The 23,457-nt window shown below is 69.5% G+C and carries 24 protein-coding genes and 1 other RNA gene; 11 read left to right on the top strand and 14 right to left on the bottom strand.

What is annotated here, in order from left to right; translation table 11 throughout:
* Nucleotides 1–7 precede the first annotated feature (7 nt).
* The 3 genes from HKD39_RS02995 to HKD39_RS02985 are packed head-to-tail and all read right to left on the bottom strand — an operon-like array spanning nucleotide 8 to nucleotide 2,570.
* Nucleotides 8–1,159, bottom strand: a complete 1,152-nt coding sequence (locus HKD39_RS02995) for a glycoside hydrolase family 76 protein (RefSeq protein ID WP_171198298.1) — start codon at nucleotides 1,157–1,159, stop codon at nucleotides 8–10.
* The gene (locus tag HKD39_RS02990) at nucleotides 1,159–2,028 is read right to left on the bottom strand and encodes an SURF1 family cytochrome oxidase biogenesis protein (RefSeq protein WP_171198297.1); all 870 of its coding nucleotides are present in this window, start codon (nucleotides 2,026–2,028) and stop codon (nucleotides 1,159–1,161) included. The genes HKD39_RS02995 and HKD39_RS02990 overlap by 1 nt, the downstream gene beginning before the upstream one ends.
* Before the next feature lie 17 nt (nucleotides 2,029–2,045).
* Nucleotides 2,046–2,570, bottom strand: a complete 525-nt coding sequence (locus HKD39_RS02985; RefSeq protein WP_343074541.1) for a low molecular weight protein-tyrosine-phosphatase — start codon at nucleotides 2,568–2,570, stop codon at nucleotides 2,046–2,048.
* Between the two features lie 81 nt (nucleotides 2,571–2,651).
* Between HKD39_RS02985 and HKD39_RS02980 the strand changes: the two genes are divergently transcribed.
* A complete protein-coding gene (locus tag HKD39_RS02980; RefSeq protein ID WP_171198296.1) occupies nucleotides 2,652–3,380 on the top strand; it encodes a CT398-like coiled coil hairpin domain-containing protein in 729 nt (242 codons plus the stop codon).
* A 27-nt stretch (nucleotides 3,381–3,407) separates the two neighbouring features.
* Here HKD39_RS02980 and rnpB read toward each other — a convergent pair.
* Nucleotides 3,408–3,808, bottom strand: an RNA gene (gene rnpB, locus HKD39_RS02975) — RNase P RNA component class A.
* A gap of 51 nt (nucleotides 3,809–3,859) precedes the next feature.
* Between rnpB and HKD39_RS02970 the strand changes: the two genes are divergently transcribed.
* Genes HKD39_RS02970 through HKD39_RS02960 form a run of 3 tightly spaced genes read left to right on the top strand, consistent with a single transcriptional unit; the run spans nucleotide 3,860 to nucleotide 7,236 of the window.
* A complete protein-coding gene (locus HKD39_RS02970) occupies nucleotides 3,860–5,296 on the top strand; it encodes an RNB domain-containing ribonuclease (protein WP_171198295.1) in 1,437 nt (478 codons plus the stop codon).
* A gap of 33 nt (nucleotides 5,297–5,329) precedes the next feature.
* Entirely contained in the window at nucleotides 5,330–5,572 is a 243-nt protein-coding gene (locus tag HKD39_RS02965) for a hypothetical protein (protein WP_171198294.1), read from the top strand.
* 29 nt (nucleotides 5,573–5,601) lie between these two features.
* Nucleotides 5,602–7,236, top strand: a complete 1,635-nt coding sequence (locus HKD39_RS02960; RefSeq protein ID WP_171198293.1) for an alpha/beta hydrolase — start codon at nucleotides 5,602–5,604, stop codon at nucleotides 7,234–7,236.
* Here the strand turns inward: HKD39_RS02960 and HKD39_RS02955 are convergent.
* Genes HKD39_RS02955 through HKD39_RS02945 form a run of 3 tightly spaced genes read right to left on the bottom strand, consistent with a single transcriptional unit; the run spans nucleotide 7,191 to nucleotide 10,405 of the window.
* On the bottom strand, nucleotides 7,191–8,531 hold the full coding sequence (locus HKD39_RS02955; protein WP_212753801.1) for an ATP-grasp domain-containing protein: 1,341 nt from the start codon (nucleotides 8,529–8,531) through the stop codon (nucleotides 7,191–7,193). The two genes, HKD39_RS02960 and HKD39_RS02955, sit on opposite strands and share 46 nt — an antisense overlap.
* Nucleotides 8,532–8,582: 51 nt before the next feature.
* Complete coding sequence (locus HKD39_RS02950) at nucleotides 8,583–9,332, bottom strand: esterase family protein (protein ID WP_171198292.1); 750 nt, start codon at nucleotides 9,330–9,332, stop codon at nucleotides 8,583–8,585.
* Nucleotides 9,329–10,405 (bottom strand): alpha/beta hydrolase, encoded by a 1,077-nt coding sequence (locus HKD39_RS02945; protein ID WP_171198291.1) that lies wholly within the window; start codon nucleotides 10,403–10,405, stop codon nucleotides 9,329–9,331. The genes HKD39_RS02950 and HKD39_RS02945 overlap by 4 nt, the downstream gene beginning before the upstream one ends.
* 63 nt (nucleotides 10,406–10,468) lie before the next feature.
* Here HKD39_RS02945 and glnA point away from each other — a divergent pair, with 63 nt between their 5' ends.
* Both glnA and HKD39_RS02935 read left to right on the top strand, forming a co-directional pair.
* Nucleotides 10,469–11,809: a type I glutamate--ammonia ligase gene (glnA, locus tag HKD39_RS02940; protein WP_171198290.1), complete on the top strand. Its 1,341-nt coding sequence runs from the start codon at nucleotides 10,469–10,471 to the stop codon at nucleotides 11,807–11,809.
* Between the two features lie 6 nt (nucleotides 11,810–11,815).
* Nucleotides 11,816–12,190, top strand: a complete 375-nt coding sequence (locus HKD39_RS02935; RefSeq protein WP_171198289.1) for an MGMT family protein — start codon at nucleotides 11,816–11,818, stop codon at nucleotides 12,188–12,190.
* On the opposite strand, the gene HKD39_RS02930 is transcribed toward HKD39_RS02935, so the two are convergent.
* Together HKD39_RS02930 and HKD39_RS02925 are read right to left on the bottom strand one after the other, a co-directional pair.
* Nucleotides 12,157–13,353: an RNA polymerase sigma factor gene (locus HKD39_RS02930; protein ID WP_171198288.1), complete on the bottom strand. Its 1,197-nt coding sequence runs from the start codon at nucleotides 13,351–13,353 to the stop codon at nucleotides 12,157–12,159. The genes HKD39_RS02935 and HKD39_RS02930 overlap by 34 nt on opposite strands.
* Nucleotides 13,354–13,357: 4 nt before the next feature.
* A complete protein-coding gene (locus tag HKD39_RS02925) occupies nucleotides 13,358–13,765 on the bottom strand; it encodes a YciI family protein (protein ID WP_171198287.1) in 408 nt (135 codons plus the stop codon).
* A gap of 430 nt (nucleotides 13,766–14,195) precedes the next feature.
* Here HKD39_RS02925 and HKD39_RS02920 point away from each other — a divergent pair, with 430 nt between their 5' ends.
* Nucleotides 14,196–14,675 (top strand): GNAT family N-acetyltransferase, encoded by a 480-nt coding sequence (locus HKD39_RS02920; RefSeq protein ID WP_171198286.1) that lies wholly within the window; start codon nucleotides 14,196–14,198, stop codon nucleotides 14,673–14,675.
* 12 nt (nucleotides 14,676–14,687) lie between these two features.
* On the opposite strand, the gene HKD39_RS02915 is transcribed toward HKD39_RS02920, so the two are convergent.
* Nucleotides 14,688–14,981 carry a hypothetical protein gene (locus HKD39_RS02915; RefSeq protein ID WP_171198285.1) on the bottom strand — a complete coding sequence of 98 codons (294 nt, stop codon included), beginning with the start codon at nucleotides 14,979–14,981 and terminating at the stop codon, nucleotides 14,688–14,690.
* Nucleotides 14,982–15,201: 220 nt separating this feature from the next.
* Here HKD39_RS02915 and HKD39_RS02910 point away from each other — a divergent pair, with 220 nt between their 5' ends.
* Entirely contained in the window at nucleotides 15,202–16,731 is a 1,530-nt protein-coding gene (locus HKD39_RS02910) for an HNH endonuclease (RefSeq protein WP_171198284.1), read from the top strand.
* Between the two features lie 22 nt (nucleotides 16,732–16,753).
* On the opposite strand, the gene HKD39_RS02905 is transcribed toward HKD39_RS02910, so the two are convergent.
* From HKD39_RS02905 to HKD39_RS02890, 4 genes are read right to left on the bottom strand one after another with little or no spacing between them, the layout of a single operon-like run.
* Nucleotides 16,754–17,821 carry a cation diffusion facilitator family transporter gene (locus tag HKD39_RS02905; protein WP_171198283.1) on the bottom strand — a complete coding sequence of 356 codons (1,068 nt, stop codon included), beginning with the start codon at nucleotides 17,819–17,821 and terminating at the stop codon, nucleotides 16,754–16,756.
* Nucleotides 17,818–18,171, bottom strand: coding sequence for an ArsR/SmtB family transcription factor (locus tag HKD39_RS02900; RefSeq protein ID WP_171198282.1), 354 nt, complete (start codon nucleotides 18,169–18,171; stop codon nucleotides 17,818–17,820). The genes HKD39_RS02905 and HKD39_RS02900 overlap by 4 nt, the downstream gene beginning before the upstream one ends.
* Before the next feature lie 15 nt (nucleotides 18,172–18,186).
* Nucleotides 18,187–19,371 carry a citrate synthase gene (locus HKD39_RS02895; RefSeq protein ID WP_171198281.1) on the bottom strand — a complete coding sequence of 395 codons (1,185 nt, stop codon included), beginning with the start codon at nucleotides 19,369–19,371 and terminating at the stop codon, nucleotides 18,187–18,189.
* Between the two features lie 5 nt (nucleotides 19,372–19,376).
* Nucleotides 19,377–20,276 (bottom strand): LysR family transcriptional regulator, encoded by a 900-nt coding sequence (locus HKD39_RS02890; protein WP_171198280.1) that lies wholly within the window; start codon nucleotides 20,274–20,276, stop codon nucleotides 19,377–19,379.
* Nucleotides 20,277–20,369: 93 nt separating this feature from the next.
* Between HKD39_RS02890 and HKD39_RS02885 the strand changes: the two genes are divergently transcribed.
* From HKD39_RS02885 to gltX, 3 genes are read left to right on the top strand one after another with little or no spacing between them, the layout of a single operon-like run.
* The gene (locus HKD39_RS02885; protein WP_171198279.1) at nucleotides 20,370–20,561 is read left to right on the top strand and encodes a hypothetical protein; all 192 of its coding nucleotides are present in this window, start codon (nucleotides 20,370–20,372) and stop codon (nucleotides 20,559–20,561) included.
* A 48-nt stretch (nucleotides 20,562–20,609) separates the two neighbouring features.
* Complete coding sequence (locus HKD39_RS02880; RefSeq protein ID WP_171198278.1) at nucleotides 20,610–21,869, top strand: citrate/2-methylcitrate synthase; 1,260 nt, start codon at nucleotides 20,610–20,612, stop codon at nucleotides 21,867–21,869.
* Nucleotides 21,870–21,881: 12 nt separating this feature from the next.
* Nucleotides 21,882–23,453 carry a glutamate--tRNA ligase gene (gene gltX, locus HKD39_RS02875; RefSeq protein ID WP_171198277.1) on the top strand — a complete coding sequence of 524 codons (1,572 nt, stop codon included), beginning with the start codon at nucleotides 21,882–21,884 and terminating at the stop codon, nucleotides 23,451–23,453.
* Nucleotides 23,454–23,457 lie beyond the last annotated feature (4 nt).

The raw sequence follows: 23,457 nt of genomic DNA, 5'->3' as shown, positions 1-23,457 counted from the left end.
CCTGTGGTCAACGGGTGAGCCGCGCCGCCGACTCCATCAGCATCCAGCCGGACAGCTGCACCGACAGGTCACGCTGCGGCTCGACGCTGGCGGCCACCATCGCGTTGCCCCGCACCTTGCCGGTGCCGCCGCGGCGCGGCACCGTTGTCGGCTTCGCCCAGTCCGCTGACACCAGCGGCCCGTGCGGCGCCTGCGCGGCCCCGGCCCAGCAGGCCCGCGCCGACGCCAGCACCAGCTCGCGAGCCGTCGCCGTGCAGCGTTCGTCCGCGGGGGAGCGGACGGGCAGTTCAATGGCGACGTCGGTCAGATAGCGCACCAGGATGCCGGGGAACAGCCCGCCGTTGCCGCCGCCGTCGCTGCGGATCACGTTGTCGGTGGCCAGTTCGGTGGCGACGGCGTCGACCAGCCGGTGGATGCGCTCCGGGGCGGCGTCGTTACGCGATACCAGCTCCAGCTCGGCGCCGAGAACAACGCCCTGGCAATAGGTGTAGACGGTGTCGTCGACCCGGTAGCCGCGCTGGTCCTCGGCGGTCTCAGGGGCCGGCAGCAGCCCGTCGGCGATCAGGCCGGTATCGGCGATCAGCAGCCGGCTGTCGATCCAGTCGGCGATCGCGGCGGCCCGCGGCAGAAAACCGGTGCGGGCCAACAGGATCGCCGCCGGCCCGTTCGCCGGGGTGTTGTGGAACACATCGCCGCGCCGCCACGGGATGCCGCCCCCTGCGGCATCGTCCCAGGCGGCATCCAGCCGGGCGGACAGCGCCTTCACGGCCTTGTCGGCTGCCCTGGAGAAGCGCCGTCCCGGCCCGATCAGCGGTGCTGCCCGCTGCAAAGCCAAGGCCCACCAAGCGATGTCGTCGTAGTAGTTGTTGCCCCAGCGGCCGCCGTTGCGCAGCCAGTGCCCGCGGATCAACGACCGGGCCTGCGCCCGGCGGCGGGCGTCGGGGGAGCGGATCTCGGCGTCCGTCAGGCAATCGAGCAGATGCGCCTGCCACCAGTAGTGCCACCGCCAGAACAGCCGTTGCGACAGCGTCGGCGGCCAGGCGACGACGCCGAGTCTGGTGGCCGGTATCGCCCACAGCCGGCGCAACTGCCGCCCGACAACGGCGGTCTCCATCGCCGCGGCGCGCTCGGCCCACTTGGGTCCGTCCGGTGTCGGCATCAGCTGTCGGTGTCGTAGAGCTGGCTGCGGTCGAATCCGCGCCGGCGGCGTTCCGGCGCCCGGTCCGGTGCGGCACGGGGGGCGGCGGCGGGCGCGGAGTCGACCGGCTCGCGCGGGTCGGTGGCCTCCCGGACGGCGAAGTAGCCGAAGGCCAGCAGCCCCATGGTGCCGAAGATCAACCATTGCCATGCATAGGCAAGGAAGGGACCAGCGTCCAGCTGCGGTACCTCGATCGGCGTGAACACCCCCGGCTGTCCCGGCATCAGCAGCAGCACACCGTCGCGCAACGGCCCCGGCAGCGGCGGCATGCTCGCCCGGTCGATGCCGTACACCTCGGTGCGCTGGCCGATGCGTTGGGGAGCGCGGTCGAGCGGGTCCGGTTGCATGGCCTGCAGCCGGCCGGTCACCGTGACCTCGCCGCTGGGCGCCGGTGGTGGCGCGGCCCCGCCGGCCAGGGCGTTCACGTCGACGTCGCCGCGGTTGACCAGCACCACCGACCCGTCCGACAACTGCAGCGGGGTGACGACCTGCGAGGACGGCTGGCCGGCAAAGTTCTGCCGCAGCCGCACCACCACCTGCAGGCCGGACAGGTACTCGCCGGTGGCGGTGACCTGGCGCCACGCCTTGCCGTCGGTATTACCCCCGGGCGGCAGCACCGCGTCGATGGGCTGTACCGGGGAGTTGGCCGCCTCGGCGATGGCGTTGTTCTGGGCCGCGCGTTCGGCGTTGCGGCCGAACTGCCACGGCGCGAGCACCGTGTAGCAGGCGATGGCGAAACCGACGGCGAGCACCCCTGCGGTGATCCACCCGGGAGACAGCAGGAACCGCCAACGGCCACCGCCCCGGCGGTCGGCCGGCGGTCGCGTCACGGGGGGCGCCACCTCCGTCATCGGCCCAACTCGGCGCGCACCGCCTCGACCACCCCTGGGGCTGCCGCCAGCGTCATCGCCAGCACCTCGTCGAAGTCGGCGTCGGTGCCGTAGTAGGGGTCGGGCACCTCCTGGTCGGCTCGGTCGATGCCGTCAGGGTCGAAGCTGCGCAGCAACCGCACCCTGGAAGGGTCGGCGGCCATCGCCTGCACCTGGCGCAGGTGGCCGCGGTCGGCCACCACCACCAGATCCAGCTCGTCCAGTTGGTCGGCGGTGAGCTGCCGTGCGGTGTGCTCGGTGGGATAGCCGGCCCGGCGCAATGCCTTGACCGCCTTGCTGTTTGCGCCCTGGCCGACATGCCACGATCCGGTGCCGAAGCTCTCCACCAGCACCGCGTCGTCCAGGCCGGCTTCGGTGAACGCGCGCTGCAGCACCTTCTCGGCGATCGGGGAGCGGCAGATGTTGCCGGAGCAGACCGCGGCGATGCGCAGCGGCCGCTGCGCGGCCGGGGCTGGTTCGGAGGAGGATTCGGGAGCGGCCACGTGAACATTGTGCCCTGACCGGTGGCGGCCACCGGGTACCGTCGCTGCCACCAGTGGTGTCCCCGAACGATTGGAGCGCGCGTGGCCCTGCAGGTAGACCCGGAGCGGCAGCGCCGGCTGTTGGATGTCGCCGAATCGGACCGGGCCATCGCCGCGGCCAGGCACCGGCGCGAGACCCTGCCGGAACGTGCGGTGATCGCCGAGGGCGACAGCCGCATCGCGGCGCTGCGCTCCGACCGGATCATCGCCGAGACCGAGGTGTCGGACCTGCAGCGGCAGGGCAGCAAACTCGACGCCGAGATCGACCAGGTGCGCGCCAGGGCGGACCGCGACACCCAGCGCCTGACCAGCGGCGCCGGCCCGGCAAAGGACCTCACCAGCCTGCAGCACGAGATCGACACGCTTGCGCGTCGCCAAGGGGTGCTGGAGGACCAGGCCCTCGAGCTGATGGAACAGCGCGAGCAGGCCGACCAGAAGCTGGCCAACGCGGTCGAGGCGCACGACGCCGCCACCGCCGAGGTGGACGCGGCGCGGGTGCGGCTCACCGACCAACAGGCCGATCTGGACGACGAACTGGCCCGGCTGGACGCCGCCCGCGCCGAGCAGGTCGCCGAGGTGCCGCCGGAACTGCTCGCGGTGTACGACAGGGTGCGGGCAACGGGGAAGGTCGGCGCCGCCAAGCTGATCGGCGCTCAGTGCCAGGCCTGCCGGCTCACCCTCGACACCGTCGCGCTCGGCGAGATCCGTTCTGCCGCACCGGATGCCGTGGTGCGTTGCAGCGAGTGCGGGGCCATCCTGATCCGCGACTGAACGCGCGGTAGGGATCAGCGCGGGTGGGGATCAGGTGGCCCTGTAAGCCGGGTTCTGTGCTGGCCGAAGCCAGCGGCGACCATCCATCTCGGCACGCCGTTGCCGACGTGCTCCAGCGGTCTACCCGCGAACTCGGGCGGGCCGCCCTCAAACGTTCGCGCACAACCGGACCAGCCGGCTGCTCGTGACCTTGCTCCGGGTGGGGTTTACCTAGCCGCCGCGGTCACCCGCGGCGCTGGTGGTCTCTTACACCACCGTTTCACCCTCACCACCGCACAGCGGTGGCGGTCTGTTCTCTGTGGCACTGTCCCGCGGCTTACGCCGGGTTGCCGTTAGCAACCACCCTGCCCTGCGGAGCCCGGACTTTCCTCGGCGACCGAGCCGTCAGTGCCTGACGCCTCGGCCGACGCGGCCGCCCGGACCACCTGATCCACCGCCAGTCTATCGGCGCCCGACAGCCCACCGGCTAACCTGGGCCGGTGCCGAACCTGAAGATCAACACCGATGCCGCCAAGATCGATTTCGGGGACATCAGGCGTGAGTTGCAGATCCCGCAGGACTATCCGGCCGATGCGGTGCAACAGGCCGTCCAGCTGGCACAGCAGCCGCTCCCGGCCGATCTGCCCGACCAGACCGACATCCCGTTCGTCACCATCGACCCGCCGGGCTCCAAAGATCTCGACCAGGCGCTGCACATCTCGGCCACCGACAGCGGCGGCTACCTGGTGCGGTACGCGATCGCCGACGTCGCCAGGTTCGTCACCCCGGATTCGCCGATCGACCTGGAGAGCCGGCGCCGCGGACAGACCTACTACAGCCCCGACCTGGCCACCCCGCTGCATCCGGTGGAACTGTCGGAGGGCGCGGCCAGCCTGCTGGCCGACCAGGTGCGTCCGGCGGTGCTGTGGAGCATCGAACTGGATGCCACCGGCGACGTGGTGTCGGTCGACCTGCGCCGCGCGCTGGTGAAATCGGTGGCACAGCTGGACTATGCCTCCGTCCAGCAGACCGTCGAGTCCAAGACCATGCACCCCTCCATCGCGCTGCTTGAGCAGGTCGGCCCGCTGCGGTTGGCGCTGGCGCGGCAGCGGCACGCGATCACCCTTGACCTGCCGGACGCCGAGGTGGAGCGCACCCAGGACGGGGAGTGGACGCTGCAGTTGCGGGCGGTGCTGCCGGCGGAGCAGTGGAACGCCGAGATCAGCCTGCTGACCGGGATGTGCGCGGCAAAGATCATGCTGGACAACGGGTTCGGCCTGTTGCGGACCCTGCCGTCACCCACCGCCAAGGACGTCAAGCGGTTGCGCAGGGAGACCGCAGCGCTCGGCATCCCGTGGCCGGACGGCGCCCCTGCCGGCGACGTGATTGCCGGGCTGGACGGCGCCAAGCCCGCCGACGCGGCGTTCTTGCAGGACGCCCTGATGTTGCTGCGCGGCGCCGGCTACACGGCCTTCGACGGCCAGCCCCCCGCCGATTCCGGGCATGCCGGCGTCGGCGCCCCGTACGCCCACGTGACGGCTCCGCTGCGGCGGCTGTGCGATCGCTACGGCACCGAGATCTGCCTCGCCCACATCGCCAAGCAGCCGGTCCCGGACTGGGTGCGGCAGCAGTTGGCCGAGGTGGTCGAGACCATGGAGCGCACCGACCGCACCGCTCACGACCTGGAACGGCGGTGCGAGAGCGCGGTGTCGGCGTTCCTGCTGGCGTCCAGGGTCGGGCAGCGGCTCAGCGGCGTCGTTGTGCAGATCGACGACAACGACGACCCGAGCAAGGCGCGGGCGACGATTGCGCTGGACGATCCGCCGGTCAGCGTCAAGGGACCGGCGGCCGGACTCACCGAGGGCAGCCGGATCGACGTCCGGGTGCAAGCCAACGACAATGGCGGCTACACCGCAACGCCCGTCACGACAAGCTGACCGGCACCACACCCAACCCCTCAGGAGGCAGCAATGGGCGACGAGATCGGCCAGAACACCCGCTGGTACTACAACGTGGTCACCGGCAAGGTCGAGCAGGAAGGTGAGGGCAAGGGCACCGACCACCTGGGCCCGTACCCGACCAGGCAGGCCGCCGAAGCCGCGCTCGCCAGCGTCCGGGAACGCGAGCAGCAACTGGAGGCCGAGGACCAGGCCTGGGCGGACGGATCACGCGGTGCCGGACCGTCACCCGATGCGGATCAGGGGCGCAGCTGACACACATCCGGCGATGCCATGATCACCTCATGACGTCCCACCCCCGGCCGCGGCGTGCGCCGGCTCGGTCCCGCCCGCTACTGGCCACGGTACGGGCCTTGTCGGCGCTCGCGCTGGTGCTGGTGCTGGCCGGCTGTTCCGGCACCGTTGCCGGGGTGCCGACCGCCGCCGATCAGCCGGCCACGGGTGCCGTGCCGGTACCGCAAGGGCTGGAACGGTTTTACACGCAACAACTGCGCTGGAGCGGTTGCGCGGATTACACCGACAACAGCGAGAACGAGCGCCTGTACTCCCGGCCGGAGGTGCAGTGCGCGCGGATGACGGTGCCCATCGACTACACCAAGCCGGACGGGCAGACCGCGCAGATCGCCGTGATGAAGGCGCCGGCCACCGGTGCACGCAAGGGCGCGGTGGTGTTCAACCCGGGCGGCCCCGGCGCCTCCGGACTTGACATCATCTCGCAGTTCGATGCCTACGGCGTCGGTGCCGACCTGAACGAGGACTACGACCTTGTCGGCTTCGACCCGCGCGGGATCGGGGCATCGGTGCCGACCATCGACTGCGGCACCGACGCGCAGAAGGACGCCGACCGGGCCGCCAACCTGCGGACCAACACCCGCGAGGGCGTCGAGAAGATCAACGCCAGCGCCCAAGAAGTGGCGCAGCGGTGCATCGATCGCACCGGCAAGGAACAGGGCATCGACGGCAAAACCTTTCTCGCGCACATCGGAACCGTCGACGTGGCAAAGGATATGGACGTGCTGCGGGCGCTGCTGGGGGAGCCGAAACTGACCTACGTCGGGTACTCGTACGGCACCAGGCTCGGCACCGAGTACGCGCAGCAGTTCACTCCCAACGTCCGTGCCATGATTTTGGACGGCGTCGTCGACCCGTCCAAAGACGCCGTGACGAAGGCCGTCGAGCAGGGCAAATCGTTCCAGAAGACCTTCGACGCGTTCGCCGCTTCCTGCGCGAGGAAACCCGACTGCGCGCTCGGCACCGACCCGGCCAAGGCAAACGAGAAATACCAGCAGCTGGTGCGTCCGCTGTTGACCCAGCCGATGCCGCTGCCGGACGGTCGGGTGCTCACCTTCGACGACGCCACCACCGGCACCGCCCAGGCGCTGTACTCGGACACGTTGTGGCCGCAGCTGGAGCAGGCCCTCGGCAAGTTGGCGCAGGCCGACGGCTCTGCGCTGATGGCACTGGCCGACATGTACGACGGCCGCGCCGCCGACGGCAGCTACAGCAACGTGCAGGACGCGTTCGTCGCCGTCAGCTGCATGGACAACCCGCGCCCGACCGCGGCGCAGGTGGAGAAGGCCAACAGTGAGAGCGCAGACCTGGTGCCGTTCATGGATTCCGGTGATCCGCCGGCCGTCACCAAAGATGTTTGTGACTACTGGCCGGCCAAGCCGACCCTGGCCCCGTCCACCCCGAAGATCACCGGACTGCCGACCCTGCTGGTGATTTCGACCCTCGGCGACCCGGCGACGCCGTACCAGGCCGGGGTGGATCTGGCCAAGCAGTTGAACGCCGCGCTGCTCACCGTCAAGGGCGAGCGGCACACCGCTTATCTCGGAGCCGGGCTGACCTGCGTCGACACCATCGGCACCACCTACTTGGAGTCGCTGAAGGTGCCGCCGGCCGGCACCACCTGCTGAGCAGCGTCCTTGCTGTTGACCTGATCCTGGTTGACCTGACCCTGGTTGCCCTGATTCTGGTTGGCCTGGTCGGCCACCCACATCCCCATCAGGCCGCGGAAATGCGCGATGAACTGCTCGTGCTCGTGCGCCGGGTAGGTGGTCTGCACCGTCTCGACCAGCAACTGGTCGAAATCTGGCCCGGAGATCCAGTCGTGGACCAGCTCAGGTAGCGCGGCCAGCGTTGTGCCGCAGAACTCCCGGTACTCCTCGGCCTGGAAGTACGCGTCGGCCAGCTGCGCGTAGCGGGCCAGCTTGTCGTGCCAGCTCAGATCCGGGTTGTCGGCAACGTCGAACCAGGTGGTGGTGGCGGTGTCGATCTGCGCCCGGCGGCCGGTGACGGCGCAGAAAGCGCTCCAGGACAACAGGTTCTGGATGGCCCAGGGGAAGTAGTAGTGCAGCGAGGTGATCGCAATGTCAGGGCAGGCGTTGGCGTAGTCGATCGGCCGTGCCCTTGTCCCGGTGACCAGCGTCTCGCAGGAGTTGAACTCCCAGCGGAAGAACGCGTTGATGGTGCGGGACAGCGTGAGGATCTCCTGCCCGGCCTCCGGCTCGAGAAAATCGTGCGCCACCTCGTAGCGGTGGTGCATCGGCAGCTCGGGACGGAACTTCATCACCTGGGTCTCCGGGCCGATGGTGAGCGACCGAGCGAACACGTCGAACGGGCTGACGGCGGCCTGCAGGTGCATCAGCATCTGGCCGGAGGAGTCGTAGGCGCTGTGCAGCGCTGCTTGGTCGTCGATCCGGGACACCCCGCGCCAGGCGCCGCCGTCGAACGGTTTCATGAACATCGGGTAGCCGACCCGCTCGGCCACCTCGTCCAGGTCGAACGGCAGGTTGTAGGTGGACGCGGTGTACGTCCACTTCTCGTGGTCGATCGGGTTCTTGTACGGCACCAGCACGGTGTCGGGGATGTCGAATCCGAGCCGGATCATTGCGCAGTAGGCCGAGTGCTTCTCCATGGCCTGGAAGGTGAACGGATTGTTGAGCAGATAGGTCCCGTTCACCAACGCGGCCTTCTTCAGCCACTCCCGCGGGTGGAAGTACCACCAGGCCAGCCGGTCGATCACCACGTCCTGCCGGACCGGGTCGCGCAGGTCGAACGGCTCGATGGTGAGCCGCTCGGTGGTCAGCCGGTGCTCGGTGCCGCCGTAGTTCACCGGACCGAGCCGGTGCACCAGCGTCTCGAACGCCCGCGGCCAGTCGTCCTCGGTACCGAGCAGCAGCCCGATGAGGTGCGTGGTCTTGTCCGTCATCTGCCGATCCTCACACATTCGGGCGACGACGGCACGGACCGTGACGCCGGCTCAGCCCAGCGCCGGCAGGTACATCGCCGACTGTGCCCGCCAACTCGGCCAATCGTGCGGCCATTCGTGACCCCAGACGAACAAATCGTGGGGGATTCCCTTGTCCCGCAACTGTTCCGCCAGTAGCTGGGTGGAGTGGTTGGCGCCGGTGGTGTCCTCCCACTGTCCCGAACCCACCACCACGGTCAGCCGCGCCGAGCGCCGCACCCAGTCGAGGTGCTCGCCGTACCAGCCGGGCACGAACTGCATCGGGTTGCAGGCGTACACCTCGTCGGAGGGCTCGCCCCAGGCGTGCCAGCCGCGCGGGTCGTAGCTGCCGGACATCGCGACGGCCTGCGGAAACACGTGCGGATGCCGCAGCGCGAACAGCGCGGCGTGGAAGGCGCCCATCGAGGTGCCGGCGGTGGCGATGTCGGCGCGTCGGCCGCTGTGTTCTCTGATGGCAGGGGCCAGCGTCCAGACCACCCAGTCGTCGTAGGCCAGATGCGCCCTGGCGCGGTCGGCCAGCGGCTTGTGGTTGGCCGACCATGAGGTGGCGTCGTAGGAGGGGACGCAGTAGACCTTGATGCGGCCGTCGTCGACCGCGCCGCGCACCGAATCGAGGATGCCGTTGCCGGCGAAGTCGTGCGGCGAACCGCCTTCCGACGGGAACCACAGCACCGGCCGGCCGTAATGGCCGTGCACCACCACCTCGGCGTCGGCCCAGCCCAGTTGGTGGGCCGGCAGCCGGTGGTACTCGGTGTGCGTCATCGGGTCATGGTGGCACGAATCAGGTCGGCGAGGCCCGGCTGCCAGGCGTCGCGCCAACCGATCACGGTATGCGCGTCCGGCACGATGTCGGCGTCGACCGGATACCCCTGGAAGGCCAGCGCCCCGGCCAGCTGCTCGTTGTTGGCGCGGTTCTCCTCGACGGCGCCGACGGACATCCAGATCGGAATCGGATGTACTTCGGGTGGCAGCGCCGCGGTGATGGTGTCGACCGCTGCGCACACCTGGTCGAACTCGGGCCAGTCCGACTCCTGCGGATCGAGCTCCGAGGTGAAGAACGAACCGGACTGCAGGCCGAGCCCGGCGAACGCGTCCGGGTGCCTGCGGTGGGTGTACATCATCGCCAGCGCACCAAGACTGGCGCCAAGCCCGATCACCACGGTGGTGGGGAACTGCGCGATGAGGGCCGGCACGATCTGCCCGGCCAGGTGGTCGGCGTAGGCCGGATCCGCTGCGTACCAAGCGTTCCGGTAGCCGTGCGGTGGGTCGAGCAGGGCCACCCGCAGCGGCTGGCCGGCGGCCGCCTGCGCCGACGCCCAACTCAGCAGCCCACCACGCTCGGCCATGTCGGTGCCGTCGTGGCTGATCAGCAGCGGCACCGCGGCGTCGTCGGCGATGCCGGCCGGGGTGTACACCCTGATCGGGACCGGCACCTCGAGCGCGGACGGCGGATCGTCGACGGCGGTGATGCTGCCGTCGGCCGGGGTGCCGAGCCAGTCCGGCTCTGAGTAGTCGGGAAACAGGATCTCCGACTTGTCGCCGAAGGGACCAGGCACGGTGCGGGGGTTGGTCGGGTCGGTGCTGGTGTGCTCGCCGTCGGCGGTGACGGCCCGCAGCTGGTACTCGAACCGGTGCGCCAGCGGACGAGCCAGCTGCAGCGTGAAGTCGCCGGCGGCGGTGCGTTCGAACTCCGTGCTGCCGGCGGCCGGCCAGTCCAGTTGCAGCGACACCGCCGTGGTGCCGTCGGGCAGCCGATCGGCGGGCACCGACCAGCGCACCGCGTCGGCGGTCACCTCGGGGGCCGCTGCGGTGCTGGTGAGATCGGCGCTTGGCATCGGGACAGGTTACCGGTGGGTAGTGGCACACCCGCGCCACTGCCTGCCTTCTACGCTGTTGTCATGGATCGTCAGCAGCAGTTCGTCCTGCGCACCCTCGAGGAACGGGACATCCGCTTCGTGCGGCTGTGGTTCACCGACGTGCTCGGCTACCTGAAGTCGGTGGCGGTGGCGCCGGCCGAGCTGGAGGGCGCGTTCGCGAACGGCATCGGTTTCGACGGGTCAGCCATCGAGGGCTACGCCAGGGTGCACGAGTCGGACATGATCGCCAAGCCCGATCCGAGCACGTTCCAGGTGCTGCCGTGGGAGGCGGACGAGGGCCGCTCGTACTCGGCGCGGATGTTCTGTGACATCGCCATGCCGGACGGATCCCCCTCATGGGCCGATCCGCGGCACGTGCTGCGCCGGGTGATGCAGGAGGCGGCCGGAATGGGCTTCACCTGCTACGTGCACCCCGAGATCGAGTTCTTCCTGCTGAAAGATCTACCTGAGGACGGCTCGGAGCCGGAGCCGGCGGACCGCGGCGGATTCTTCGACCAGGCCAGTCACGATGCGGCGCCGCACTTTCGGCGGCGCGCCATCGACACCCTTGAGGCCATGGGGATCTCGGTGGAGTTCTCCCACCACGAGGGCGCGCCCGGTCAGCAGGAGATCGATCTGCGCTACGCGGATGCGCTCACCATGGCAGACAACATCATGAGTTTTCGATATGTGGTGAAGGAGGTGGCGCTCACCCAGGGGGTGCGGGCCTCTTTCATGCCCAAACCGTTCCCCGACCAGCCGGGATCGGCGATGCACACTCACTTCTCGCTGTTCGAGGGGGAGAGCAACGCCTTCTACGACGCCGACGACGAATACCAGATGTCCGCCACCGGTAAGGCTTTCCTCGCCGGGGTGCTGCGGCACGCGCCGGAGATCACCGCGGTGTCGTGCCAGTGGGTGAACTCGTACAAGCGGTTGGTGATCGGCGAGGAAGCCCCGACGCTGGTGTCGTGGGGGCAGGCCAACCGGTCGGCGCTGGTGCGGGTGCCGAACTACTCGCCGGGCCGGTCGGCGTCGCAGCGCATCGAGTTCCGGCTGCCGGACTCGGGGACCAACCCGTACTTGTTGTTCGCGGTGGTGATCGCCGCCGGCCTGCGCGGCATCAGGGACGGCTACGAGCTGCCGCCGGCCACCAGCGAAGACATCGCGCTGGTGTCGGACGCGGAGCGCCGCGCGCTCGGCTACACCAAGTTGCCCGGCTCGCTCGAGGCAGCGCTGAACGCCATGGAGAACTCCGAGTTGGTGGCGGAAGCCTTGGGGGAGCACGTTTTCGACTACTTCCTGCGGAACAAGAAGGCCGAGTGGGAGGCGTACCGCCGGCAGGTGACTCCGTACGAGCTCAAGCGGTATCTGTCGCTGTAGCCGCCGGTGAACATCGAGCTGTGCCGCCGGGTCTATGCCATCGCCAGGCTGGTCCCCACCGGCCGGGTGGTCAGCTACGGCGACATCGCCGGCATGTTGCAGGTCAACCCGCGGCTGGTGGGCCGGGCCATGTCGTTGTGTGACGATCTCGACACCGCCGGTCCGGACGCCGCACCGCTGCCGTGGTGGCGGGTGACGTCCAGCACCGGTGGGTTGCCGGATCGGCTGCTCAGCAGGGCCCGAACCCGTTGGTACGCAGAGCACATCGCCGAGAAGGCCAACGGGAACGGCGCCAGGATCACCAGGCACCGGGCCGATCTGGCCGCCCTGGCCGATGCCGCCGAGCGTCAGCTCGGGCCGCTGCCGGGCGTCAGCGGTTGAGCGCCTGCAGACCTCACCGCGGTGTTCAGCCGGGCCGCCTGCCTGGTGAGATGGTCGCGCTCGGCGCGGTTGTCGGCGCGCCCGGCGGCTTTTGTGTACAGCTCGGCGGCGCCGGCGTGGTCGCCGGTTCGCTCGGTCAGATGTGCTTGTACGGCCTGGTATCTGGGGAGCGCCGGGTCAAGGTGGGCGAGTTCGGCCAGCCCCGCCCGTGGTCCGTCGGCCTCGCCGACGGCGACCGCCCGGTTCAGCAGCACCACCGGGTTGTCGGTGAGCGTGGCCAGCTCGTCGTACCACTGGACAATCTGCGGCCAGTCCGTTTCGGCGGCGGTGGGTGCGTCGGCGTGCAGGGCGGCGATGGCGGCCTGGGCCTGGAACTCTCCCGGCCGGTGCCGCGCCAGGGCCGTCTGCAGGATGCCGATGCCGTCGGCGATAGCCGCTGTGTCCCAACGGGTCCGGTCCTGCTCGGCGAGCGGGATCAGCTCGCCGCTCGGGCCAGTGCGGGCCGGCCGGCGGGCGTGATGCAGCAGCATCAGCGCCAGCAGCCCGGCGACCTCGGGGTGATCCACCACGCCGGCCAGCCGGCGGGTCAGCTGGATCGCCTCCGCGGCCAGATCGACATCGCCGGAATAGCCCTCGTTGAACACCAGGTAGAGCACCCGCAGCACCGTCCCGACGTCACCGGGACGGTCCAAGCGGGCGCCGGCGACGGTGCGCTTGGCCCGGCTGATCCGTTGCGCCATGGTGGCTTCCGGCACCAGGTAGGCGCTGGCGATCTGCTTGGTGGTGAGCCCGCCGACGGCGCGCAGGGTGAGCGCCACCGCCGATGCCGGCGTCAGCGAGGGGTGGGCGCACAGGAAGTACAGCCACAGCGAATCGTCGGCTCCGGTGATCTCCGGTGCCGGCGGCTGGCTGCTGACGGCGTGCTCCCTGGCCCGCCGCGCCGACTCGGAACGGTTGGCGTCCAAAAACTTTCGCCATGCGGCGGTGACCAGCCAGCCCTTGGCATCGCGGGGTGGCTCGTCCGGCCAGCGCTGCAGCGCCTGCAGCAGCGCCTCCTGCACGGCGTCCTCGGCCGCCGTGAAATCGGCTCCGCGGCGGACCAGAACCCCGAGCACCGCTGGGATCAGCGCCCGCAGCTGAGCGGCATCCGGAGCGGTGGTCATCGAGCTACTCGGTGACGGTGGGCGGCTCGGCGAGGAAGGGCCGCAGCTCCAACCATTCGTGAATGGGCTTGCCGCCGGCGCCGGGCGCCGCCGACAGCTCGCCGGCCAGCTCGACCGCCCGCTGGTAGCTGTCCACGTCGATGGTCATCCAGCCGGCGATCAGGTCTTTGGTCTCGGCGAACGGCCCGTCGGTGATGGGCGGCCGGCCCTCACCGTCGTAGCGGACGAAAGTGCCTTCGGGGGCGAGCGCCTGCCCGTCGACGAACTCTCCGGTGGCTTCCAGTCGCTTGGCAAAATCCTGCATGTACTTGAGGTGGGCCGTCACCTCGTCGGGCGTCCACTGCTCCATCGGGACGTCGTTGACGCCCTTCGGGGCGCCGCGGTAGTGCTTGAGCAGCAGGTACTTGGCCATGATGAACTCCTCGGATGTGGTGCGGCCCATTCTGGCCGCATGCACCCCAGGGACGAAGCCGCCCCGCTGTTCTCGACATCGCTCGGCAAAGAAATTTCGGGGGACTCTGGTGGCCCGCGATGGCATGCTGCTCGGGTGAGCGTCGGGTTGTCGATTCGCCAGCTGCCGGATGCCCTGTCGGGTCGTTCCGCCGTGCCGAGCTGGCGGCAGCCGACCGGGCGCGGGCGACGATCGTGAGCACGGTGCTGGACAATCTTCGGACCGAACCCGCGGCGGAGCAAGCATTGACGGTGCTGGCGTTCGCCGGTGACCGCTGCGTCGGCGCCGCGCTGCAGTCGCCGCCCCGCGGGGAGCAGCCGCTGCTCACCCAGCTGGTCGCCGAGGTGGCGCCGGACGCGGTGTCCGAGGTGGCGGCAGCGCTGGGCCGGAGATGTCCATGCTGCTGTACGAACTCGGCGAGCTGGTGCCACCGGGCCGCGTCGCCGGCCGGGCCCGCGAGGCTGACCTCGCCGATCGGGCCGACCTGGCCCTCCTGGCAGAATGGGTACCCAGGTTCGCCACCGAGACCGGCGCTGTACCAGTCGATTTCGATCCTGCGGCGGCCCGCCGCGGCCACGCGCTCGGCGCGCGCCAGCTGCTTTGGACCGTCGGCGATGAAACCGTTGCATGGGCGCGGCACACTCAGGTGATCGACGGGATGAGTCGCGTTGGGCCGGTGTACACCGCAGAACCGTTCCGCGGCAGGCATTTCGGCATGGCTGTCACCGCGGCAGCCAGCGCCGCTGCGCAACAGGCGGGTGCCGACACCGTGGTGCTCTTCACCGACGCCGACTACGCGCCCTCCAACGCCATCTACCGCCGCATCGGCTATCGCGAACGCGAACGCTTTGCCGAATGGCGGGTGCGCTAACGCTGCGACGCTTCACCGGGTTGCGGGCTGGCTGGTTGCCGCGAAGATCCCACCGGCCACAGCCAGCACGGATCCGAGCGCCACCAGGTAACTGCCGATCCCTGCGACATCTACCCAATGCCCGCTCCCGGCAAAACCTGAATCGTCCAGGAGCGAAAGATCCCTGGTCAGGTCATGAAAGGCCAGCACTGCTCCGCGCAGACCACCGCCGGCGACATCACTGCTGCTCAGCACGTCCCATAGATTTACTGACAGTGAGCGACTCTCGCCAGCGGTTACATAGGGCAGGAAGGCTCCGATCAGCACGAACCCAGCCGCGGCGAGCCCCAGCGCACCCGCGACGGTTCCAGCGTTGCCGGCCGCATCGGCCAGTATGTGAACCCTAGGTCTCCCTGGGGGTTTTGGCGTGGCGAACGAGGTCGGGACGCAGCCGCCTAGACACCGGGCCGCTCCCGCGCTCGAAAAAACGTTCGAGAAAGATGCTGTGGAGTCTTGCTAGAGCGGGAAAGCAGAGCTAGACTGAGGTATGGCACAAGGGGTGAGCGGTGGGGGACAGGGCAGTGGCCCGGTCGATTCCGTCGCGCGCCAACTGCTTGCGCTCGAGGTGTCCGATCACGACCGGATGGACTGGCTACTTGCCAAGCTCTCCGACGTTCTGAGTGAGTCGGCCGAGCGCGGCGGCGCTGCCACCGGAGCAGCGGAAGAACCCGCCCGCACCATCGACCGCATCCAGCTCATGGAACGGCTGACTGCGCAGCTGTCCGGGGCGATCGCGGCCGAATCGCTCGAGTTCGCCAACGCCGAACGTCAACGTCAGCTGGCCGCCGGGGTTCGAACCCGCGACCTCGGCCGGGGGACCGCCGAGCAACTTGCCTATGCCCGCCGTATCTCTCCGGTAGCCGCCAGTCGTGATCTGGCGGTCGCATCCAGCCTGCGGCAGCGCTTTCCGCGGGTCTACGGCCGGCTTCGCTCCGGCGCGGTGTCGTGGCGGCAGTGTCAGATCGTGGTCACGCAGACCTCACACCTCGAGGACGGGCTGGCCGCCTTGGCAGACGTCGGCTTCAGCGAAGCGCTCCCCGGCTGGAATCTCCGGCAGACCGAACGCGGTGTCCGGCAAGCGGTTTACGAACTCGACCCGCAAGGGGCAACAGATCGTCGCGGCCGGGCCGAGGCCGACCGGCGGGTCACCATCCGCCCGATGCCCGACACCATGACGATGGTCTCCGCGCTGCTGCCGGTGGCCGACGGCGTCGCCACCCACGCCCGGCTGGCCGCCGCCGCCGAGCAAGCCAGGGCCGCCGGCGATACCCGCACCAAAGACCAGCTGATGGCCGATCTTTTCGTGCAGTCGGTAGGCAACGCCTCGCCGGCCGACGCAGAACCAGTACCGGCCGACGCAAAACCGGTGCCCCCCAGTGGATCTGATGAAGACGTCACCGCCGCCACGGCCGCTGCCGATACCGACGCCGGTGCTTGCCCGGCCGTCCTGCTGAACCTCACCATGTCCACCGAAACCCTGCTGGGCGCCGACAACGGCGCCGGCTGGCTCGACGGACACGGCCCCATTCCAGGCGACCTGGCTCGCGAGATCGCCGGCGCCGCAGAGCATCTCTGGGTGCGCAGGCTGCTCACCGACCCGATCACCGGTGTCGCGGTCGCTGTCGAGAAGCGCCGGAAGGCACCACGAGAGTTCACCGGCCTGCTCCGCGACCTGATCGTCGCGCGCGACCGAGAATGCCGACAACCCTTCTGCGACGCGCCCATCCGGCACGCCGACCACATCGAACCGTACGCCCGGGGCGGCCCGACCACCGCGAACAACGGCCAAGGTCTCTGCGCCCGCGGCAACTATCTCAAGGAGCTTCCGGGCTGGCACTCCTGGCAGGAAACCGACGGCAGCTACGTCTGCACGCCCACCGGGCACGTGTACCGCACGTCGCCACCCCGCACCAACGGGCCGTCGGCGCGCACCGAACCGGTGCCGCTGCTGCGCGTCCACATCCACTACCCACCGGCGTACATCACTGCACACCAGCAGCCGCGATTCGTTCGGTGAACCACCCGCGTTCAGGCGGCGTTCAGGCGGCGGCGTGAGCCCCGGCTGGGCTGACGTGGATGGTGGCAGTGGTCAGCCTCGGCACATGGTGCATCAGCTCGTGTTCGGCGCGATGAGCGATCTCGTGGCCGGTCACGGCGGGCAGATCGGCGGCGATGAGGACATCGGCTTCGGCGTGCAGGGTGTGCCCCATCCACCGTAACCGGAGCGTCCTGACCCCTTGCACCCCATCGGTTCCCGTGATGACTGCGCGGGCAGTCGCGACCAGTTGTGGGCTCACCGCGTCCATCAGCCGAGCGCCCACCTGCTTCACCGCCGAGCGAAGCACCCCGAGAATGGCGATCGCGATCAACAGACCGATCACCGGGTCGGCCCACGGGAGGCCAACCGCGACCCCGCCGGCACCGAGCACGACCGCCAGCGAGGTGAATCCGTCCGTGCGGGCATGCAGTCCATCGGCCACCAGAGCCGCCGACCCGATCTGCCGTCCTACCCTGATGCGGTAACGGGCGACCAACTCGTTGCCGGCGAAGCCGATCACCCCGGCGATCGCCACCGCCCACAGATACGACACCTGATGCGGGTTGATCAGCCGGTCGATCGCCTGCCAGGCGGCCAGCACGCTCGACAGCGTGATCATTGCAACGACGAACAATCCGGCAAGGTCTTCCGCACGCCCATAGCCGTAGGTGTAGCGGTCGTTCGGTGGACGCTTTGCCAACCAGAACGCGATCAGCAGCGGTATCGCGGTGGCAGCGTCGGCCACGTTGTGCATCGTGTCGCCGAGCAACGCCACAGATCCGGTGAACAACACGACGATGCCCTGCAGCAGCGCGGTGAGCGCCAATGCCCCCAGGCTGATCCACAGCGCCCGCCGACCACGCGCATCAGCCTCGAGCGCCGCATCCACCTGATCGGCGGCATCGTGTGAGTGCCCGCCGACCAACTCCGAGGCGGCATGGCGGACGCGTGACCACCACCCGCCGCCGTGCTCATGTCCGTGTGCATGCTCATGTCCGTCGGTGTGCACGTGCCCGGGGACGTACGGATCGTCATGGCCGTGCTGGTGATCACGGTCGTGCCGGCTCACGAGATCGCCTGCACGCGGTGATGGGCCGGCACGTCGTCGAGCAGGTGCTCGACATGACCGATGGTGTCCAGCACCAGTTGCCGCACGTGCCCGTTCTCGACCCGATAGAGCACCGACGTGCCCTGCTTGCGGGTGGTCACCAGCCGGGCCATGCGGAGCTTGGCCAGATGTTGGGACACCGCGGGAACCGGCTTGCCGATAGCCCCGGCAAGTTCCGATACCGAGCGTTCCGCGTCGAGCAACAGACCGGACAACTGCAATCGCGTCGGGTCCGCGAGCAGACGCAGAACCTCGACGGCCAGAGTCACCACCTCGTCGGGCCACGCCGGCGGGTGAGTGTTTGCGTGCATGCGCAAATAGTAAACCTACCGGGACCGCTCACCGACATAAACCGCGCGCAGCCGGAAGCGCATCGGCGGCTCGGCGTACTCCTCCAGCGCGTGTGCCGTCCAACCGGACATGCGGGCGATCGCGAAGATCGTCTCGCCGGCGTCCACCGGCAGCGCCAGCGCCTCGGTCAGCACCGCGAGCGCAAAGTCAACGTTGGGGAACCAGCCGCGCCGCTCACCCCAGATTTCGACCAGTTGGTTGGCCGAGCGCAACACGGCATCGATCCGGCGGCTGCTGCCGGCAAGCGCCGTATTCGCCTGCCGCAGCAGGAATTCGGCGCGCGGGTCGGACTCGACGTACACCAGATGCCCGAAACCCGGTGCGGCCCGCGGACTGCCGGCGTACTCCGCCAACACGGCGCCGGCATCGACGTTGGCCGCGGTCACCAACCGTCGCACCACGGTGGACGCGCCGCCGTGCAGCGGACTGTCCAGCGCGCCCAACGCAGCCAACAGCACGCCATGGATGTTTGCCCTTGTGCTCGCCGCCACCCGGGCCGTCGTGGTGGACCCGGCCAGCTCATGGTCGGCCAGCACGATCAGTGTCTGCTCCAGCAGCCCGGCCTTGACCCGGTCGAACCGCTTGCCGGACAACGCGATCCACAACCGTCGCGCGAGTGCGCCGGACAGCGGCGCCCCCGGCGCCAGTGCCTGCACCGCCGCCGCCATCGCCGAGCGGGCCGCGCCGATCTCCGCAGGCTGGCCGCCGCCGCCGGGCGTCGCCGGCGTCGCAGCGTCCAGGCCGACACCCAACCGGATCCGGTCGATGCCGCGGGCCGCGGACGGCAGCCCGACGAGCTCCGGAATCGCTGCCGTCGGGAAGTCGGCGCCAGGCGCCTGCCACAGCAAACCGCAGACGCCCTCGAAGGTTTCGGTGCCGGCCAGCCGGATCGCATCGTGCCCGCGATAGCTCAACCGGTCGCTTTCGATCAGGCTGATCGAGGTCTGAATGCGTTCCGCCAGACCGGTATCGGGACTGCGGCCACTGTCGCGGACCGCGCCGACCTCATCCGCGGCGTAGAACGAACCGCGCCGTCCTTGCACCCGCACCGGATGCAGCCGGCCGCGGCTGGCGTAGGCGTAAACGCTCTGCGGCTTGATACCGAGCACCCGCGCCACCTGGGCCGTGGACAGCAGCGCCTGCGGCGGCACACCTGGCATGCCGCTCAGGCCGCGACCGCGGCAGCCACCGCGCCCTTCAGCAGCTGCATCACCCTGGCCACCGCCGGATGAGAACTGTTCTGGTGTCTGACGATCGCCACGATCCGCCGCTCCGGCGTCGGGTCGGTGAGCGGCCGGCTGACCACGGTCTCCGGCAGGCCGCAGGCGGCCAGGCTGGGCATCACGCTGACGCCGACGCCGGCAGCGGCGAAGGCGATCGCCCCGTGATGGTCGGCAGCCTGCACCACCGCCCGCGGGGTGAACCCCGCCGATCGCCAGGCCCTGCGGGTGATCCGCGAGCAGGCACCCTCGCCGACGTCATCGCTGATCCAGCGGTGCTCGGCGAGCTCGGCCACCCGAACGCTCGGCCGGTCCGCCAACGGATGCTCCCGCGGGAGCACAACGACGTACGGCTCGGTGATCAACTCGATCCGGTCGGCGTCGGCGCGCTCGGTGGGCGGGTCCGCCGGGTCCTCCGTCACCAGGTCGATGTCCGGGCGCACCCCGGACACCGGGGGATCGGTCAGCACCACCGACAGCTTGGTGTCGGTGAACTCACCCAGCACTGTCGCCACCACCGAGGGCAGCCACTGCTCCGCCGCCGAACCGAAACTGCCGATGGTCAGGCTGCCGGTGCGGCCGGCCCGCAGATCGTCCACCTCGAGATCCAGCTTGGCCAGCGTCGACATCAGCTCGTCGCTGCGGGTGGCGAGCTGCCGCCCGACCGGTGTCGGGACGATGCCGCGACCCGACTTCTCGAACAGGGTGAGGCCGGTTTCCCTTTGCAGCACGGCGATCTGCTGGCTCACCGCGCTCGGCGTGTAGCCCATCCGCTCGGCAGCTGCGCTCACCGAGCCGGCCGCGATCACCGCCCGGAACACCCGCAGCCGATTCACGTCGAACATGCGCCACAGCCTAGCCGATAGGTAAGCAAAGCCGAATAGTTGTGAAGAAACATTCGCTTGTGCTTGAGAGTTGGCGGGCGCACCGTTGAGTTCATGACCAGCGACTTCATGACCAGCGACTTCGAAACCAGTGACAACGACAGGGACGCCGCCCGGCTCCGCTCCGACCTCGCCGCGGCCGACCGGTTCCGCTTCGAACCGCCGGCGCCGCGCCAGCATCGACTCGCCGCCGCGTTCGCGGCGCTGCGGCATCGGGGTGCGATGACGTCGCCGTCGCGGGGTTGATCGGGTCAACATTGACCGCCGCTCGAGCGGGGTGCAGCGTGGGCAGCCATGACAGCTCCCGCCGCGAAAACCGCTGCAACACTTGACGTGCCACCCGGGCTCGCCGGGGTCCGCGTCGCCGCCACCACCATCGGCGACGTGCGCGGCGACGAAGGCTTCTACCACTTCGGTCCGTACTCGGCCGTCGAGCTGGCCCGCAGTCGCGGCTTCGAAGACGTCAGGTACCTGATGTTCAACGGCCGGCTGCCCAACGGCTCGGAATCGCCCGCTGCACCGGCGCAACTGCCCGCCCAGCTGCAGCAGCTGCTACCGGCCATCGGTCGAGCGGGACGCAAAGCACACCCGCTGGCCGCGCTGCGCACCGCGCTGTCGCTGTTGGCGCAGCTGGACGACGCGGCTCCGTTGTGGGACTCCGACCCGGCGCAGCGGATGGCCGCCGCACAACGGGTCTGTGCGGTGACGCCGGTGATTCTTGCTGCGCTGCACCGGTTCCGCACCGGAGTGGGCAACGGGGCAGGCACCGACGTGGGCAGCGACGTTGGCAACGACGTGGGCAGTGACGTAGCCAATGAACGGGGCGCCACTATCGAACCGGGTCCAGGCGCAACCGCCCGGTATTGGCTTGCTCAAGTCTCGACGGCGTCCGACCCGACCGACCCTCGCCTCGTTGGCGCCATCGACGCCTATCTGGCCAGCACGGCCGACCACGGCTTCAACGCGTCCACCTTCACCGCCCGCACGGTCGCCTCGTCCGGGGCCGACCTGTACTCGGCGGTGTGCGCCGCGATCGGTACCTTCTCCGGTCCGCTGCACGGCGGCGCTCCCGATCGGGCGCTGGACAGCCTCGACGAGATCGGCGACCCGGCCCGGACCGCGGATTGGGTACGCGAGAAGGTCGCGGCCGGCGACCGGATCATGGGCTTCGGACATCCGGTCTACCGCACCGAAGACCCGCGCGCCGCGATGCTCCGCGACATCGCGCAGGAGCTGGCCGCCGCCGGGTTCGATCCGGAGCTGGCCGAGCGGGCCGTCGCCGTCGAACGGCAGGTGCTGGCCACCCTGCGCGAACTCAAGCCCGACCGGCCGCTGGGCACCAACGTCGAGTTCTACGCCGGTGTGGTGATGGAGCAGTGCGGCATCCCGCGGGAGTTGTTCACCCCGACGTTCGCGGTCAGCCGGGTGGTGGGGTGGAGCGCGCACATTCTTGAGCAGGCCAGCGACCGCAAGATCATCCGCCCGTCCGCCGCCTACGTCGGCGCTGCGCCGCCGCAACCGGTGCCGGCATTGACGCAGCCGCCGCTGAAATAGGATCAGGGGGCTATGACACACAGCCCCGAACGCGACTCAGTCACCCTGCCGACCGTGCCTGCCGACCTGCCAGGAACGGTCAGGGTGCGGGTGGCGCCCTCACCCACCGGCGATCCGCATGTCGGCACCGCATACATGGCGTTGTTCAACCTGGCATTCGCCCGGAACCAGGGCGGGAAGTTCCTGTTCCGGTTGGAGGACACCGACCAGAATCGCTACACCGAGGGCAGCGAGCAGCAACTGTTCGACACCTTGCACTGGCTCGGCCTGAACTGGGACGAGGGCCCGGACATCGGCGGCCCGTGCGAGCCGTACCGGCAGTCCGAGCGGCTGGACACCTACCGGCCGTTCGTCGAGCAGCTGATCGCCGACGGGCACGCCTACTACTGCTGGTGCACACCGGAGCGGCTCGCGCTGATGCGCGAATCGCAGCGAAAAGCCAACCGCCCCACCGGATACGACAGGCTCTGCTACGGCAAGACCGAAGCCGAACGGGCCACCCTGCCAGGCTTCACCCCGAACCCGGTGGTCCGCATGCTGGTGCCGGAAGACGCCCCCACCCGGTTCGCCGACGTGATCCGCGGCGAGGTCAACGCACCGTTCCCCGACGATCAGGTGATCCTCAAGGCCGACGGCTTCCCGACCTACCACCTCGCGGTGGTGGTGGACGACCACCTGATGGGCATCACCCACGTGGTGCGCGGCGAGGAATGGATCTCGTCCACCCCGAAACACCTGCTGCTGTACCGGTTCCTGGGCTGGCCGACACCGCAGTTCGCGCACATGCCGCTGCTGCGCAACGCCGACCGCAGCAAGATCTCCAAGCGCAAGAACCCAGCGGCCAGGCTGCTGTGGTTCCGCGAACAGGGTTACCTGCCGCAGGCTCTGGTGAACTTCCTGTCGCTGCTCGGCTACCCGCCGATCATCGACACCGCAGCCGGGCCGAACGGTGAGAACGTCGTCACCGAGCGCGAGGTGCGCAGCTTCGAGGAGTTCGCCGAAGACTTCGACTTCGGCAAGATCTCCACCGTTGGGCCGATCTTCGACATGAAGAAGCTGGACTGGCTCAACGGCGTCTACATCCGCGAGCTGAGCACCGCCGATTTTGTCCAGGCCGTGCTGCCGTACCTGTTGGCGGACAAGGCATTCGGGCCTGATATCGACAGCGAACGCCAGGTCTCCGAGCCGATCAGGGAGCGGCTGGCAGCGCTGGCCCCGCTGATCCAGACCAGGATGACCAAGCTCACCGAGGCCACCGACTACGTGCGGCCGTTCTTCTCGGACGCCGAGCAGCTGCCGATCGCCGACGACGCCAAGGCTCAGCTCAAAGACTCTGCGCCGCAAGTACTTTCCGCCGTCACCGACGCCCTCGCCGCGCTGGACGAGTGGACTGCGGAGAACCTCGAGGCCAGCATCCGGCAGACCGTCATCGAAGGGCTCGAGCTCAAGCCCAAGGTGGGTTTCACCCCCATCAGGGTGGCCACCTCGGGCCAGCGCATCTCGCCGCCGCTGTTCGAATCGCTGGAGATTCTCGGCAAGGACGAATCGCTGCGGCGGCTGCGGCGACTGGCCGGCTCACTCTGAGAGC

The organism is Nakamurella aerolata (genome assembly GCF_013002705.1).
In the GTDB taxonomy this organism is placed as follows: Bacteria; Actinomycetota; Actinomycetes; order Mycobacteriales; family Nakamurellaceae; genus Nakamurella; species Nakamurella aerolata.
This window is presented reverse-complemented; position numbering and strand designations above follow the sequence as displayed.